11 protein-coding genes and 1 pseudogene are annotated in these 16,940 nt (G+C 56.0%); 6 read left to right on the top strand and 6 right to left on the bottom strand.

What is annotated here, in order from left to right:
• Nucleotides 1-772: GGDEF domain-containing protein (locus AAAB35_RS18040; RefSeq protein WP_340669658.1), on the bottom strand; the 772-nt coding region annotated here is incomplete at its 3' end.
• A gap of 171 nt (nucleotides 773-943) precedes the next feature.
• Nucleotides 944-1,298: pseudogene (locus tag AAAB35_RS18045) on the bottom strand (DUF1428 family protein).
• Between the two features lie 266 nt (nucleotides 1,299-1,564).
• Here AAAB35_RS18045 and AAAB35_RS18050 point away from each other — a divergent pair.
• Nucleotides 1,565-2,491 (top strand): Gfo/Idh/MocA family oxidoreductase, encoded by a 927-nt coding sequence (locus tag AAAB35_RS18050; protein WP_340669659.1) that lies wholly within the window; start codon nucleotides 1,565-1,567, stop codon nucleotides 2,489-2,491.
• Nucleotides 2,492-2,519: 28 nt separating this feature from the next.
• Here AAAB35_RS18050 and AAAB35_RS18055 read toward each other — a convergent pair whose 3' ends face one another.
• From AAAB35_RS18055 to otsB, 4 genes are all read right to left on the bottom strand, one after another.
• On the bottom strand, nucleotides 2,520-4,601 hold the full coding sequence (locus tag AAAB35_RS18055; protein ID WP_340669660.1) for a hypothetical protein: 2,082 nt from the start codon (nucleotides 4,599-4,601) through the stop codon (nucleotides 2,520-2,522).
• A gap of 18 nt (nucleotides 4,602-4,619) precedes the next feature.
• Nucleotides 4,620-5,270: a nuclear transport factor 2 family protein gene (locus tag AAAB35_RS18060; RefSeq protein WP_340669661.1), complete on the bottom strand. Its 651-nt coding sequence runs from the start codon at nucleotides 5,268-5,270 to the stop codon at nucleotides 4,620-4,622.
• Nucleotides 5,215-6,654, bottom strand: a complete 1,440-nt coding sequence (locus AAAB35_RS18065; RefSeq protein ID WP_340669662.1) for a hypothetical protein — start codon at nucleotides 6,652-6,654, stop codon at nucleotides 5,215-5,217. The genes AAAB35_RS18060 and AAAB35_RS18065 overlap by 56 nt, the downstream gene beginning before the upstream one ends.
• Nucleotides 6,655-6,964: 310 nt before the next feature.
• On the bottom strand, nucleotides 6,965-7,720 hold the full coding sequence (otsB, locus tag AAAB35_RS18070) for a trehalose-phosphatase (RefSeq protein ID WP_340669663.1): 756 nt from the start codon (nucleotides 7,718-7,720) through the stop codon (nucleotides 6,965-6,967).
• Between the two features lie 151 nt (nucleotides 7,721-7,871).
• On the opposite strand from otsB, the gene AAAB35_RS18075 reads away from it, so the two are divergent.
• From AAAB35_RS18075 to trkA, 5 genes are all read left to right on the top strand, one after another.
• Nucleotides 7,872-9,329 (top strand): trehalose-6-phosphate synthase, encoded by a 1,458-nt coding sequence (locus AAAB35_RS18075; protein WP_340669664.1) that lies wholly within the window; start codon nucleotides 7,872-7,874, stop codon nucleotides 9,327-9,329.
• Between the two features lie 27 nt (nucleotides 9,330-9,356).
• Entirely contained in the window at nucleotides 9,357-12,032 is a 2,676-nt protein-coding gene (treY, locus tag AAAB35_RS18080; RefSeq protein WP_340669665.1) for a malto-oligosyltrehalose synthase, read from the top strand.
• A gap of 125 nt (nucleotides 12,033-12,157) precedes the next feature.
• Nucleotides 12,158-14,410: a PAS domain-containing sensor histidine kinase gene (locus tag AAAB35_RS18085; protein WP_340669666.1), complete on the top strand. Its 2,253-nt coding sequence runs from the start codon at nucleotides 12,158-12,160 to the stop codon at nucleotides 14,408-14,410.
• A gap of 1 nt (nucleotide 14,411) precedes the next feature.
• Nucleotides 14,412-15,773: a sigma-54 dependent transcriptional regulator gene (locus AAAB35_RS18090; protein WP_340669667.1), complete on the top strand. Its 1,362-nt coding sequence runs from the start codon at nucleotides 14,412-14,414 to the stop codon at nucleotides 15,771-15,773.
• A 7-nt stretch (nucleotides 15,774-15,780) separates the two neighbouring features.
• A partial coding sequence (gene trkA / locus AAAB35_RS18095; protein WP_340669668.1) for a Trk system potassium transporter TrkA occupies nucleotides 15,781-16,940 on the top strand: 1,160 nt, incomplete at its 3' end.

Raw genomic sequence — 16,940 nt, forward strand, 5'->3', positions numbered from 1 at the left:
GCTTTAGAACGTCCGAAGAAAAATTGTCGTAGCGAGCTATTTCACTGCTGATCGCATGAACGATGCGATTGCGTCCCTGGTTCTTGGCCGCATAGAGGCACGCATCTGCTGCAACGAGGGCAGAGTCCAGTGATTGTCCAGGCTCGTGAATTGCGATGCCGACGCTGACGGTGACTTCGAGATCCCTGATTTGCAATTGCTGAGATATGTTGCGAACGCCTGTCAATATCTTCTGCGACAGCCAGTCTGCACGGCCAAAATCGGCATCCTTCAAGAATACAGCGAACTCTTCACCGCCAAAACGAGCCGCGAAATCGTCCTTGCTGATGACAGTGAGCAATAGCTGCCCGATCTCGCGCAACACTCGATCGCCGACCGCATGCCCATAGCGGTCATTGATGGTTTTGAAGTAGTCGGCGTCAATGTAAAGGAGGGCACCTGCGCTCATCTCCCTCGTAGAGAGCATAACCTGGCGCTCCACTTGCAGATAGAATTCATTCCGGTTCGCAAGGCCGGTAAGGTTGTCCATACGGGCGGCAAGATCGCGCTCGACGGCTATCTGCTTAAACCGAAAATTCAGTTCGATAAGGAATGCCCCCAGCGGAACGCTGACGATTACAACGATAAGGGTGGTCACCAGGAGAACCGTTGTGAGACGGTCGAGCCCCACGGCCAGGAAAAAGTAAGCGGCAAGTATATCCGCCGAAACAACCGCCATTCCGACCATGATCGCGATCTGCTTGATCGGAGAATAGTCGCCAAACTTCGTCATCCAGATCGTAGGTGGTCATAGCATTCGCCGCGCGCGCTTTGGATCAGGCACAGTACAGCGCAAAGCTATGAAGAAAACTCTTTGCTAATGTTGCAAATTTTAAATGTCCGGGAAATCCGATCTCGAAACGTGGGGCGAACGCCCCACGCACAGTGCCGACTGACGCGAAGTCTACAGCTCCATGAACGAACTGAAACCACCATAAATCATGCGCTTCCCATCAAATGGCATATTTGTCATGTCCCCTTTGAGGCGGGGATCCTGCATAACTTTGGCATTCACCGCATCGCGCTTCTCTCGTGATTCATAAGTAATCCAGGAGAATATCACGATTTCATCATCCTTCGCCTGAACCGCACGCGGGAATGATGTAAGTTCACCGTGGGGAACGTCGTCGGCAATGCATTCGACATAGGAAAGTGCGCCGTACTCCATCCATACCTCACCGGCTTTACGAGCCAGTTCCTTGTAATCTTCGATTCTGTCCTTGGGGACTGCGACCAAAAAAACCGTCAACATAAGGCATGTCTTCCTCCGGTAGGTTCAACATTGTTAGCGACGGAGGACTATACGCAGAGTTGGGTTTTGCGAAACACACAGCTCAGTGAATCTGCCAGCACACCTTTTGGCTCAACCGCAAGGTCCTGTTGGCGATAGGTCAAATATGCTTGGGGCGCACGGAGTTTTGGATTGACAACTCGCCAACAAACAATGCCCATGGCCGATAAGAAGCGATGCGGCATCCGCGGTCGTTTTTTTCACGAATAAAGCGCCTTAACGCGAGTATACGCCATGCCACCCATTAATCTCGCCATCGTCGGTGTCGGCAAGATCGTCAACGATCAGCACCTTCCTTCCATTGCCAAGAATCCCGATTTCAACCTCGCTGCCACGGCGAGCCGCCATGGCACGGTTGACGGTATCCCGGCGTACAAAACGATCGACGCAATGCTCGAAGCGGTCCCCGCCATCAACGCCATTTCGTTATGCATGCCGCCGCAATACCGCTACGAGGCGGCGCATAAGGCGCTCGCTGCGGGCAAGCACGTGTTCCTTGAGAAGCCACCGGGCGCGACGCTTTCTGAAGTCGCCGACCTTGAGTCAACTGCAGCCGGGCAGGGCCTGTCGCTCTTTGCAAGCTGGCACTCACGCTATGCGCCGGCCGTGGAGCCAGCCAGTGCTTTCCTTGCTTCAACGAAGATCAAGAGCGTTGAGGTTATATGGAAGGAGGATGTGCGGCATTGGCATCCCAATCAGGCCTGGATCTGGCAGGCCGGTGGGCTTGGTGTCTTCGATCCAGGTATCAATGCGCTTTCGATCGTCACCCATGTTCTGCCACGAGCGGCGTTTCTTACAAGCGCAGTCCTCGAATTTCCGGAAAATTGCGACGCACCAATCGCTGCCGAACTGCACTTCAAGGACCGAGATGACCTGCCGATCCACGCGGTATTCGACTGGCGGCAGACCGGGAAGCAAACCTGGGACATTGTTGCCGAGACTGAAGCGGGTAGAATGGTGCTCTCCGAAGGTGGCGCGAAGCTTCTCATCAACGACGAACTCAAGTTTGCTGAGCCCGAACAGGAATACGCGGCACTCTATCGCCGCTTTGCCGAAATCATCAGGGCGGGGCAGTCGGATGTCGATTTGTCGCCGCTGCGGCACGTCGCTGACGCCTTCCTGCTCGGCAAGCGCAAGGTTGTGGAGGCATTTTACGACTGAAGTTTTGTCTCGTGTGCGGCTGCCGCCCTCAATTGCAAGTGACATCTGCATAAAGGACGTGATCTTCCCGCCCATAGGCTTCTACGCTCTGGTCGAAGCAGAATCGTTTCGGGACGACCCGGAAGAGGTAGCGCCGATTGCACTTGCCGGGCAGGTCTATCCTGTATTCCCGCAAGTCCGTGGATGGCTGCGGCTCCGTATACCTCTCGTGTCCGAAATAGGAGATGTTGCGGACCAGCATTGATCTGCCCGACATGCCGGTTTCTCCTTCGATCGCAACGAATTTGTCGTCACTTGCTTCATCGGGGCCTGGAAAGTCCCAAGGCGCCGGCACGCCGCTCGCAGACGGGATTTCCGCTGTTCGCACCGCAATATTGAACCGGATATCATCGCGCTGCGACACACCGCCAAAATTGTTGAGATAGCGCCACTGAAGACGAAGCACGCGGTCGACTCCCGCCCCGTCGCGCGGCGCAGGGTACACACCGGCCGTCAACTCGGAAACCTTGGACGTGTCGCCGGACGGCGCCTCGGGGGCAGGACAGGCAGAATAAAGCGGCGTATATCCGCATTCCGGTCCTCCCGCACCCCAGAGGCAATTGCTCAAGATCGTCCAGTCGGACGAACTGATCTCGGGCGGTAGAGCGGAAAGGTCATTGCCGTCGAAGGGCGCCATCCACGGGTGAATTTTTCCTGCGCCCGCACGTGAAGCCCATTCCGTACGGTGTGAATTGATCTCACGAAGTTTCTGGCGTTCCGCCGTCATCCGCAGAAATTGCGACCTTGTCGGGCTCTCGATTACCGGCTCCTTTGCGACGGCGTCCGCAGCGAAACGCTGTCCAGTCAACTGTGTCGTCAAAGTATGGCACTCCGTGCAGTTGCCGGTCGGGTCCCGTACCGCCATGGCGCTTTCGAGGCTGATGCGGTGAGTCCCCGTATAGGCGGAGCCGATGACGCGAAAAGGCGTCGACTTGCTTCGGGACATAGCCGGCAGGAAGTTGCCGAGACTGAAGGCGATAGCGGTTTCATCGTGGACGCCAGCAAGATATCCGACGCGCACCTGCTGAATGCTGGGACTTACCACATAAGCGTTCTTGTTGTCGTGGCAGGCCGAGCATTCGATCTGGAAGGTCGGATCATAGAAATTCTCGGCCATGGCGCGTCCATCTCTGTCTCCGTAAGAGTGCCCGCCCGGCGGTACGAACGGACGTGACCAGTCGAATTCGCCCCTGTCTTTCCCGCCATCAAAATATACGATCTCGCCAGTGAGCCGATTGAATCCGATAACGCCGTAGAGCGCGAATGCCGGATTGTCTCGCTGCCAATAGGAGATGGGCTCAATTTCCCGGCTGGCGCTCGATTTGCGGCAAAAGAACAGCCATTCAACGCTGCCTTTGGTAAAGCGGCTCAAACGCGAATTCATTCCGCAGAAAGTGGCACTCCCAGCCAGCGAGGGCTTGTCGCAACTCGCAATGCCGTTGGTCCATTTCACGACGTTGCCGGACGGATCTCGGTGCTCAAACTCCAGCGGCTGATCTGGTTTCGAGGGGTTTGGCTTCACGTCAACGATATTGCCGTCGATCTGCAGCGGGATTGTTCTTGCCACGTTATCAGAACAATCCCCGTCGGGTATCGGTCCGAACACCGCGCGAGCTTCATCGCCGAACCGTGTAATCGTGTCGGAGCTTGCCGACGCCGGCGCCCACAGGAATGGCCCGTTCCAGCGCTGGATGGTCCGGGCAAACGAGGTCTCCTCCCAATTCGGCCCTTCGAAATCTATAAAGTGAGCCTTGCTGGGCTGGGTCTTTTCGGACAGGAGAACCAATTGGCGGCACAATTGGAAAACCCGCAGATCGTTGACGTAACGAGCGTGAGGTTCGTCATTGGGGAGCACATCAAGCACAGTGCCTTGCGGTAGGGTGGGGGCCACACAGCCTGTCGCCCTGTCACAGCGCTGATCCTGATCGCAGGCGTGACCGATTTTCCGTTCGAAGGCCGCCTGTGGATATTCAGGCGTTATGTCAGGCAGAAGACCGGCGGGCCAGCTTATTCCCTGAACCAGCGTGCCCGCCATGGCACCGATCAAGCAGATAAGGCCGACGCCACGCACTGCGGTCTCTTAGCTCGTTCACCGCGCCCGCAACTCGAGCTTGGGACCATCGGTGATCAGTGTCATTTTTGAGAACTTCCAGCTTATGCCGTCATTCTTGAACTCCGTCCTGAATGAAGCGGTATAGTCGAGCACCGGCGTTTCAATATCGTTGTGTTGAAGTGTCACCACCACAGTTGTCTTGCCTTGAACGGTAGTCGCGTTGAAAGCATGTAGGATCGTATTGCTCGCTATATGGCGGGCCTGTGTTCCATTTGTCACGAAGGTGTTGAAGTAGTCTTGAAGGTAGAGTTCCAACTGGCTCCTGTTTGTCTTGCTAACGAGTTGTTCGCCAGCCGCATTGCACAGTTCGTAGGTTACCGAATCGGTAAACAGCCCCTGAAGTTGCACAATTCTGTGATCGTCCAATGCCCAATGGTACATGCTGATCAACTTCCTGATTGCATGATCGTCCGCAGCGGGGGGATCGACCGTGCTGACCAGCCAAGGGTTGTTCGGGCTGTTTGAGCAATTTACAGCCCTCGAAGGCACGGTTGCCGCGATGGCAAGGCAAAGGCTTAAACCCAGTGTCGACGCCGTCAATTTTGCACGGCCCGCAACAAGCTTCCTGCATTCAGCTGACATTTCGACCTCCCCTAATATCGTTGTTTCCAGATAGATCTGGTGCACAATGAATGCGAATCCTGACGAGGCGGAGTTGATCATCGATCAACTCCAGGCGATGAGTTGTATGGAAAAGGTCTGGATCCTTGTTGTCTGTGTCACCCTTGTGATGCTTGTCGGCGAACACGCCGTAATTGACACGGCCGGTGATAAAGAGTTCGTCGACGTATGTTTGTGCGGCCTCCAGAGGATCGAGGGGATCCATGGGTTTGCCGTCCGGCGTCGCACTGCGCGCAATCGTAGCCTCCACTTCCGTGGGCAATTCAACAACGAGTGGCCGATCGAGGCCATATTGGGATGACGACGGCAGTGACCCAAGATTTGGCGTGTAGGTCTTGTTTACGACTTTCTGGGCAAAACCAGTGATTTGAGCAGCGATCTGGGAAGACAAGATCGTTGTTACCGACGTCAGAGACAGAATGAGGCGACTGACAAAGGTGGCGCCGAACACAAGCGCGTAGGCGGGGTTCTTGTTTGCGCTTGCTACGATCATCTTGGCAGCTACCGAGGCGTAGTATTGAGGGACGAGTGGGGCGTATGTGGCTGCCTCCGCAATAATATCACGCATTTCCAACGTGACATCGCGCAGCTTGTTTGGCGTAGGCGGATAGTGAAGAGCGAGCATGCCTGCCAGCGCCTCGAGAAGGGCGCCTGTAAATACGCGTGAGAACGAGTGGGAATTGGATGTAAGAGAGGTCGTGGGGCCGGATGGCGGCAGGCTAGCGGGGAGGGCGTAACAGAAATGGTTGTGAGCATTGCGCAGGCAATCAGCATCGGAATCGTCAGGATAGAGTCCGTGCAACGCCGTTCCGAATTGTTCTGCGATACGTGACAACGACGAATTGGCAAAGATGTCGCCGTAGGTGCTCGCAAGAATTGAGGTTCTCATGCTTGGGACCTGAAGCGCACAGAGTATTGCACTGATATCGCCAAAGCATTCATGAAATGCCTCTGCTTCGGCGTTTCCCGTATGCCATAGTTGCATCTGGATTGCGTCGAGGATTGCGTGGCCCATTTCGTGGCAAAGCATATCGGCGCTGCCGCCACCGTAGATGAAATGTCCGGGAACATCTGAACCACGGAAAAAGTTGAGCGCCAGACGGTCGTAGAAGGCGTTCCATTTGATGCCGGCATCCAGCCTGACCTCAAGATCTGGACCGCCATGCCATTCACCCGTAGCGACTGCATTGCCCCAGAATCCCACCCCGCGCTTCAGCGCTTCGGCGGCATTCCAATATCTGAAGTCCGGCGTTGTTATGTCGTTGCTGGGATTGTAGGTAGGAAGCGGGAAAGTGTAAGTAAAAGGAGGGGCCTGGATGTCTGGCTTGTCAGCCCACACCAGTACACCTGTCGCAGGATCATTCTGCCAAACCTGTATCTGCTGTGCCATAACACGCCCCCGCTTGGCTGGCGCTTCGTCCGAAATCGTGCAGCCTCCTGCCTGAATTCAGGCGGCCATTCGACGGTTTCGACGTGCGAATGGCGTTAGCGCAGTGTGAATAACGGAATCGAATAACTTGAAGACGCATCCCCGAATCATGTGCTGCGTGGCGCACACTACCCATTGCCCAGTCCCCTAGGGCAAATGACGTTGAAATTATACACCTCCGACCCTGCACTATGAATACATCCCAAAGGCCTAGGGAAATGTCCCTATTTGCAGACGCCTATAAGGATCAATTCTCGCCGCAGGCTGTCGATCAGCTTGATGCCGATACCCGGGCGATCCATTGCCTTATTGATTGGGGGGAAGCCACCGTAAACTGCGCCTCGGTTCGGTTGTCGACCGACCCTACCCTCACCGAGCGACCGCCAACCCCATTGGCGTAGGCAAACATCGCTTCATCAGTCAGATCATCGCCGACTGTAATCGGGAGCCGCCCCTGAAACGGGTGACTGGCCATCAGTCGCGCAACTGCATCGCCTTTGCTCGTACCGTTTGGGCGAATTTCGACAACCATCTTTCCGTCCTGACGGGTCCACGTAGGGCCAAGCCAGGCCAGAAGGTCGGCAACCCGTTGATTAACCTCACCCTGCGCGGCTTCGGCCTGCCGGTAGTGCACGGCAAGGCTGATACCCTTGTCTTCCACAATCACGCCTGGCCACGTCCGGGAAAGATCATCCAATTCTCGCCGCGCCTCGTCTAAATCACGCTCGTCCACAGCAGCCCGCTCGACAGGTCCATTCAGTTCGCTTCGCAACTCCGCTCCGTGCGACCCCGCAGCAGCAAACCTGTAAGGAACAAACAATGTATCGATCGAATTTATTGACCGTCCACTCACTAGCGCCAAAGCGCCGTTCAGGGCGGAGGTCAACTGATTGATATGTTCGGGCAATGCGCGGGGAACCACAACTCCGTCAGGTGTCGCAGCAATATCGATCAGCGTGCCGTCGACATCAAGAAAGAGCGCCCATGACGCTATTTTGGCCGGGAGCGCCTCACTGACGTCACGCATCGCTTTTCCCTTTCTGAATGGCATTATATCGAATGGATTGGGCTGTGCTAGCCAAACCATTGAACTCCCGGTTCGTTCCAATTCGAAATATTTGGGGAACCAAACGCAGATCGAGAAGTTAGCCCTACTCCTTGGAATTTGGGGTATTGATATGGAACGCCTAGTTGTCATCTCAAATCGTACGGCGGATTTGGGAGGCAAAACATTAAGCGGCGGCCTTGCCGTCGGTATTGTCGATGCGCTCAAAAGCAGTGGCGGAATGTGGATGGGCTGGAACGGCGAGGTCGTCGAGAAATCCCGTTCCACGGAAGCGCAGGTCGATCATTACGAAAACGTTTCCTCATTGACGATGGCTTTGACCAAAGAAGAGCACCAGAACTATTACCTCGGCTTTGCCAACAAGGTGCTTTGGCCTACGTTTCACTACCGCCTCGATCTCATGGATTATCGGACCGAGTTTGCGCGATCCTACGCCCGGGTTAACGGCAAGTTTGCGGATATTGTCCATCCGCATCTGAAAAATGACGATCTCATCTGGGTCCACGACTATCATCTGATCCCGCTCGCTTCCGAACTTCGAGCCAAAGGAAGCGATCACAAGATCGGATTCTTCCTGCACATTCCCTTTCCGCCGTCGGATATCTTCTCAGCGATTCCTCGGCACCAGTGGCTCCGCGAATGCCTGCTCCAGTTCGACCTGATCGGCTTCCAGACGCAAAACGATGCGGATAATTTCTGCCGCTATCTAAAGGGAAATTCGGACGTCAGGTTCGTCGCCCCCGAAAAGATAAGGTGGCGCGACCGGACGATCAGAATTGGTCATTTTCCGATCGGAATCGACGCTGACGAGTTTGCCGCAATGGCGCGAGAGACCGACGAGGAGATCCAGCTCGAACGGAAGCGCCGGACCCTTCTGAAGCGGTTTCAAGTTATCTCGGCGGATCGTCTTGATTATTCCAAGGGATTACCGCAGCGCATGAAGGCATTCAGGAAGTTTCTCGATTCATCGCCGGAATATCGGGGGCATGCGGAGTACATGCAGGTGGCATCACCGTCACGCGAGGATGTCACCGCTTATGCCGATATTCGCTCGGAGCTCGAACAATTGTCGGGCGCCGTAAACGGCAAATATGCGGATATCAATTGGGCGCCGATCCAGTACATTAATCAGAGCATCCCTCGGGAGAGGCTTGCACTCCTGTTCCGATGCAGCCTTATCGGCCTCATAACTCCGCTGCGCGACGGCATGAATCTTGTGGCCAAGGAATACATCGCTGCGCAGGATGATGAGGATCCGGGGATCCTCATTCTATCGAGGTTCGCAGGCGCCGCCGAGGAACTCGGCGATGCGCTCATCGTCAATCCCTATGACGTCAACGAGGTTGCGCGGGCCATCAAGAGGGCGGCAACCATGCCCATGGACGAGCGCAAGGCCCGCCACAGGAGCCTTTTCAAAACGATTTCGACCAATAACGCCGAGCTTTGGCAAAGGCAATATATTGCAGCGCTTCGGGCGGTCGAGCGCAGCGTTCCTCGCACGCCACCCTCATCGCATGGGAAATGGAGCAAGAAATCGGGTTTCGGGCCCATCAGCGACAGCCGGCAATAGTCATTGCACGATCGATCGAGCGAAAGCATGTATGTACCCAATTCGGCATATCGGATCCAACTGCGCAAAGAGACAACCTTCAGACACGCTGCGGACGCGGTCGAATACCTGAAAGAGTTGGGTGTCGATGCTCTCAGCATTTCATCGCCGTTCCACACAGTGCAAGTGGGCGAGAGTGGCATTGTCACCGCCGAAGCGGCAATGCTGGACTTGCAACTGGGCGCAGAAAGCGGTTTTGCCGAGCTCAATTCTCGACTTGAGGGAGCGGGGCTGCCGCTGATCATCGATCTCAATCCTAGCCGAATGCCAGCATCTTCCGAAAATTTGTGGTGGTTCGACGTTCTCGAATGGGGAAGTCGAGCCACATACGCAAGTCAATTTGACACCGATTGGACAGCCAAACTTACGTTGCCGGTCCTTGACCGCCCGGCTGATGAAGAGATCAATGCCGGACGCCTCAGGATTGCCTTCGATCGTAGGCGTGGGAGCATCGGCATTTCCTATAAGGGCTCGTTCTATCCTTTCGATCCGTCAACTTATGCCGTCATCCTCGATGGCGCCGAAACGAGGCTGGCGGAAACTTTTATCAAAGGCACACTGCGGGCGACGCCAAGAACATCCGGCGATTTTCACACTGACATCCAGAGTGCCTTCCAAACGGCGGATATAGCGGAGCAGATCGAACTGGCGTCGTGGTTCAACGATATTGCGAACGAAGCCGACCGGCTTGCCGCGATCATGGCCTTACAGAACTGGTGCCTCGTTGAATCCAGCGACACCGCAGATGTGTTGAACCACGAGCACTCTTCCGATCCGAGACTGACAGTTGGACTGCGTATCGAAGATCCGGATGTCTTCGAAAGCGTTCACAAAGCGCCCTTTTCATTGCTGGATAGGACGCAGGTCAAAGGCTTTCGGGTCAACGATATAGATGAGATGGCCGACCCGGAGGGATATACCAGGCGGCTGCGCGAACGAGCCGGTAAAGATGCTTTTCTCGTCGCCGACAAGATTTTGCTTGAGCGCGAAGGGGTCAACTCAGAATGGCACGTAAACGGATCAGCGGGTTACGAGTTTATTGCCACGGTAACGGCTCTTCTCGTCGATCATGATGGATATTCGACGTTGCAACAGCAATGGACGGAGCTTGATCCAACAACGGAATTTGTTAGCGACTACGGCTACGCAAAGGCAAGTGTTCTGCACGAAGCGTTTGCGGACGATCTCGCCGGCCTGGCACAGCTATTAACAGAACTGCAACCGCCGCACGCAGAACTGGCCGTGCTCGGCCGCGCTATTGCCGACCTCGTGACCATCTTGCCCGTTTTCCGAACATACGCGAAAGGTGGGCGAATTTCGCCGTTCTACCGACGCGTACTTCGCTCGGCCGCGGCGCAGATTTTGGCGAGGGAGGGACAAACGACTGAGGAAAATCAGACTCTGGACTTTGTTCTTGGGGCGATGATCTCCGGGGAGGCCACCACAAATCCGGAGATCGCCCAGACGTTCACCAAACGTTTCCAACAGTTGGCGGCCGCCGTGACTGCTCGCTCACTGAAACAATCCTACCAATATACCCGAGGTCCGATCGTTCTCGATGAGCTCATGCTGAAATCGCCCGACGCAGCAGATCCGATCGGCGGTTTCCATCAGGCGATGATCGAGAAGGCAAGGAAAGAGCCTTCCGGCTTGCTGGCGACGTCCTACACTTACGTGACCAAGTTTGGTGAGGACGCGCGCATGCGATTGCTCGCACTTTCGGAAGCACCCGAGAAATGGTTCACTGCTGTTGAGCGTTTGCGCAAACGCCAGGCTAGCAACCTCGTCATGATTGAAAATGCCGCCGCGCCGGATCCAAAGACGGAATGGCTGCTCTATCAGACGCTGGCAGCGATCTGGCCTGCGTCATTGCTCATACACGATGTCGCCGGTCTCGGCATCGTTCGAGATGATCTCGTTGCATTCATGGAGCGTGCCATTCGCGAGTCGGAAAAACTCTCGTTCTGGACGGGCATCAACAAGCCCTATGGCCAAGCAGTGACCGACTATATCGACCAGCTCTTCGCCGACGAAACTTTCCTTGGCGACTTCGTGGATGCGGCAAAACCGTTCTGGCTGGCAGGTGCGCTTAACAGCTTTACGCAGACAGTTCTGAAATTCACCGTGCCCGGCGTTCCCGTCATTCGCGCCGGTTCCGAAACCTGGGATTTATCCGTGACCGGTTCTGTCGGGTCACATATCACCAGCTTTGACGATTTGAGAAATGGATTGATCAGTGCGAACCAGACCCAACTGAACATTCTCCTTGAGGATTGGCACTCCGGCGGGGTGAAGCAACGCGTCATGCAATCATACCTTAAACTGCGTCAGGAACGACCAAAGTTGTTTCTGCAGGGACGATATGTCCCGCTACAGGTTACCGGCAATCAAGCCGAGCATATTGTTGCGTTCTACCGCGAGTTCGGAGACCAACGTCTCGTCGTCGCGGTGCCTCGGCTGTGTTTCAGCATGGTGGAACAATTCAGCAGTCCTTTATTGCCGCTTTCAGAATGGGAGGGAACCTCGCTGGACATTCCTCCGCCGCTCGCTGGCCTGAACTTCAGACATTTGATGACGGGGAACATTGTCAAACTTCGCAACGCATACTCATTGGCCGAAGGGTTCCGGGAATTCCCAGTTCTGACCCTGGTATCGGAACGCTGAATCTGATCGTGGCGCGTGCAAACACAAGGCGTTTATTCAGAACTTTGAGCAATGCGATTGGAGGGGCGTTGCATTTCCGCCACAATGTGTTGCATGACTGCCACGTGGTTGGAATCACATAAACAATGCTCTTATCGAATTCGGTCAATTTGTTTCAGGCGTCAGCGACTGGAGCTGCTCGTGGCGGCAGCAACCAGCGCTTCTATTCACGCGCCGGTATTGCGACGGTTATCCTGGCGCTGGTTACGACGGGTGTCACCTTCCTGATACTGACCGATATGACACCGATTCATCCCACCGGCGAGATCACCTTGCTGCTGACCAGCATAAATGCTGTGCTGATCCTGGCGTTGATGATCCTGATCGGCCGCGAAATCTATCGCATCGCTCAGGCGCGTAACCGGGGCAAGGCCGCCTCGCGACTGCACGTGCGGCTCGTTGTGTTGTTTTCGCTGGTGGCGGCCGTACCAGCCCTCATCGTTGCAATTGTTGCATCCGTTACGCTCGATCTTGGACTTGACCGCTGGTTCGAAATGCGAACCACGACGATCGTCAATTCATCCATAAATCTCGCAAACTCGTACATTCAGGAGAGCGCACGCAATTTGCAGGGTACGACGCTGGAAATGGTGAATGACCTTGACGGGATGCGAACGCTTTACAATCTCGACCGCACGGGATTTACACGCCTGATGACCCAGCAGGCCCTTGGCCGCGGGCTGATTGGCGCGGCTCTAATTCGTCCGAATGGGGATATCGCGGTTCGTGCCGATATAAAGACTGAAGTCGTAATACCCGCCGTGGCCCGATCGGTGCTCGACACGGCTGCCGATGGCAAACCCGTTCTCATACCGCCGGAACAGACAAATCTTCTAAGCGCTGTTATCAAGTTGCGTGAAATTCCCGGCCTTTTCCTCTACGCGGTCAGGCCCGTCGATGCCGATATTCTGAGTTCGAGCCGGCTGATGGAAAAGCGGGCAGAGGAAGGTCAGAAGGACGACGGGAAGGGGATTACCACACAGATTCTGTTCGCGCTTCTCTACTTCGGCCTGACGTTGACGCTGCTATTGTCCGCCATTTGGACGGGCATTGCCGTAGCCGATCGTCTTGTCCGGCCGATCCGTTTGCTGATTGGAGCGGCGGACGACGTTGCGACAGGCAATCTCGATGTTTCGGTGCCGGTCCGACGTTCAGATGGCGACGTGGGTTCCCTTTCCCAAACGTTCAATACAATGGTGGAACAGCTCAACACCCAACGAAGCGAGCTCGTCACTGCCAAGGATCAGATTGACGAGCGCAGGCGCTTTTCCGAAGCGGTGCTTTCGGGCGTGACGGCGGGAGTGATCAGCGTCAATGGCGACGGCGTTATTGGCATATTCAATCGATCCGCCGAGACAATGTTCGGGCTCGACGTCGCTGATACAGTTGGCAAGAACCTCACCGCGCTGGTCCCCGAAATCGGGCTTGTTTTCGAGGTGGCACATGCCACCGGACGCTCGGTCTATCGGGAGCAAGTGAGCATGTCCCGGCGCGGAAGCGCACGCACCTTCAATGTGCAGATCACGCTTGAAGATGCTGAAGCGCTGGAGCATTCCTACGTCGTTACAGTTGACGACATCACGGATCTTGTCGAGGCTCAGCGTTCTTCGGCCTGGGCCGATGTCGCCCGCCGCATCGCTCATGAAATCAAGAACCCGCTTACGCCCATACAACTTTCGGCCGAGCGCCTGCGCCGTCGGTTTGGCAAGGTCATCACGGAAGATCGCGAAGTCTTCGAACAATGCACGGAAACGATCATCCGCCAGGTCGGCGATATCGGTCGCATGGTCGATGAGTTTTCGTCGTTTGCCCGCATGCCGAAACCGGAAATCAAGACGATGGATCTGCGCGAAGCCTTGCGCGAGGCATCGTTTCTGGTGGAGGTCAGCCGCAGCGATGTACGTTTCGAACGCGATTTTGGCGAGGGTCCTCTGATTGGACAGTTCGACGGGCGACTCCTGGGGCAGGCCTTCGGAAACGTTATCAAGAACGCTGCAGAAGCGATTGATTCTGCAATAAAAGATGGCATAACCGACGGCCACATCCTTATCCGCGCCAAGCGCGAAGGCCACCAGCTGATCGTAGAAGTGCTCGACAATGGCAAAGGCTTGCCGCGCGAGCATCGGCAACGTTTGCTCGAGCCCTACATGACCACCCGGCAAAAGGGGACGGGGCTAGGCCTCGCCATCGTCAAGAAGATTGTGGAGGACCATGGCGGCCAGATTGAACTTCATGACGCGCCGCAGGATTTCTATGCAGGGCGAGGCGCCATGATCCGCATGATTTTTCCTACCACAACGGCCTCAACTGAGGTCACTAATTATAAGCAGGTGAACTGAGATGGCATCTGACATCCTTGTCGTCGATGATGAGATCGACATCCGAGAACTTGTTGCAGGAATTCTGGGCGACGAGGGCTATGAAACGCGCGTGGCGTCAGACGCCGACAGTGCCCTTACGGCGATCGATGACCGTATTCCACGATTGATATTTCTGGATATCTGGATGCAGGGAAGCCGCCTCGATGGTCTCGCCCTGCTTGACGAGATCAAGCAGCGCCACCCGGACATCCCTGTGGTGATGATTTCTGGACACGGCAACATCGAGACCGCCGTATCGGCGATCCGGCGTGGTGCTTACGATTTCATCGAGAAGCCATTCAAGGCGGACCGGCTCATCCTTGTCGCTGAGCGCGCGCTTGAGACGTCGAAGCTGCGGCGCGAGGTCTCCGATTTGCGCAAACGCTCAAGCGAAAGCTTTGAACTTCTCGGTTCTTCCCTGTCGATGAACCACCTGCGCCAGACAATCGAACGGGTCGCGCCGACGAACAGCCGTATCATGATTACCGGTCCGTCGGGCGCCGGGAAGGAATTAGCAGCACGCGCCATCCATGCGCTATCGGCCCGATCCAAGGGACCGTTCGTCAATCTCAATGCGGCAACGATCACCCCGGAACGCATGGAAATAGAGCTTTTCGGCACGGAATCAGACGGCGGCGAGCGCAAGGTCGGCGCACTGGAGGAGGCGCATGGGGGCATACTCTATCTCAATGAAATTGCCGACATGCCGCGCGAAACCCAGAACAAGATTTTGCGCGTTCTCGTTGATCAGCAGTTCGAACGGGTAGGGGGTACCAAGCGGATCAAGGTTGATGTTCGCATCATCTCTTCTACCGCCCAGAACCTTGAGGCGATGATTGCGGAGGGACGGTTCCGCGAAGATCTCTTCCACAGGCTCGCGGTCGTTCCGGTTATTGTCCCGCCACTTGCCGACCGCCGCGACGACATCCCCGCGCTTGTCGAGTTCTTCATGACGCAAATCGCCGAACAAGCTGGCATCAAGCCGCGCAAGATCGGGCCGGACGCAATGGCGGTGCTTCAGTCGCATTCCTGGCCCGGCAATATTCGCCAGCTGCGCAACAATATCGAGCGCCTGATCATTCTTGCCCGAGGCGATGATCCCGAGGCAGTGATCACGGCGGACCTTCTCCCGGCGGAAATCGGCGATACCTTGCCCAAGGCGCCAACAGAGTCGGATCAGCACATCATGGCGTTGCCCTTGCGCGAGGCGAGAGAACGCTTCGAGAAGGAGTATCTTGTCGCCCAGATCAACCGTTTCGGCGGAAACATCTCGCGTACTGCCGAGTTCGTTGGTATGGAACGCTCAGCACTGCATCGGAAGCTGAAATCCCTCGGGGTCTAATCGCAACATGCGCGTCATCATCTGCGGCGCCGGTCAGGTCGGCTACGGCATCGCTCAAAGGCTTGCTGCCGAGGGCAATGACGTGTCTGTGATTGATACTTCGCCCGAACTCATCGAGATTGTCGGTGATACGCTGGACGTTCGCTGCTTCGTAGGTCATGGCGCACATCCTGACGTATTGGAGAAGGCCGGCGCGGATCAGGCCGACATGATCATCGCCGTTACACTGTTCGACGAAGTAAACATCGTCGCCTGTGAAGTCGCCCATGCCCTTTTCAATGTGCCAACCAAGATTGCGCGCATTCGCGCACAATCCTATCTGCAGTCGCACTATCAGGATCTGTTCGCGCGGGAACACATGCCCATCGACGTGATCATTTCTCCTGAACTTGAAGTGGGGGAGATGGTGTTGCGACGCATCGCGCTCCCAGGTGTTACCGATGTCGTTCGCCTGGCTGACGACAAGGTTGCGGTACTCGCCATCGAGTGCCTGGAGGAGTGCCCGGTCGTCCACACGCAACTGGCGCAGTTAACCAGCCTCTTTCCCGATCTCAATGCCACGGTCATGGCAGTCGTGCACGCCGGCAAACTCGCTGTCGCTCATTCAAATGACCAACTGATGCCCGGAGATGTTGCTTACGTCGCTGCCCCTACGGCCCAGATAGCGCGCACGCTCGCCCTGTTCGGTCACGAAGAGCCCGAAGCGACGCGAATTGTCATCGCCGGCGGCGGCAATATCGGCCTCTACGTGGCGCAGACCATCGAGGAACACCAGCCGCGCACCAAGGTGAAGGTTATCGAAGCCAGTCTCAGGCGCGCCAACCTGATCGCTGATGAACTTCATCGCTCGCTTGTGCTACATGGCAGCGCCCTTGACCAGAGGCTCTTACGCGAGGCCGAAATCGAGGATGCAGATCTCATTGTCGCCCTTACCAATGACGATCAGGTCAACATGCTTGCAGGCGTTATGGCCAAGCGGCTCGGCTGCAAATCCAACCTCGTTCTGATCAACAATCCCGACTATCTCGATCTCACCAAGTCGCTGGGTATCGACGCACAAATCAGTCCGCGCAGCGTCACGATTTCTCGCGTACTCCAGCATGTCCGGCGGGGCCGCATCCGCGCGGTACACAGCGTCGAGAACGGCAAGGCGGAAATCATCGAGGC

The organism is Phyllobacterium sp. (assembly GCF_037994425.1).
GTDB lineage: Bacteria > Pseudomonadota > Alphaproteobacteria > Rhizobiales > Rhizobiaceae > Phyllobacterium.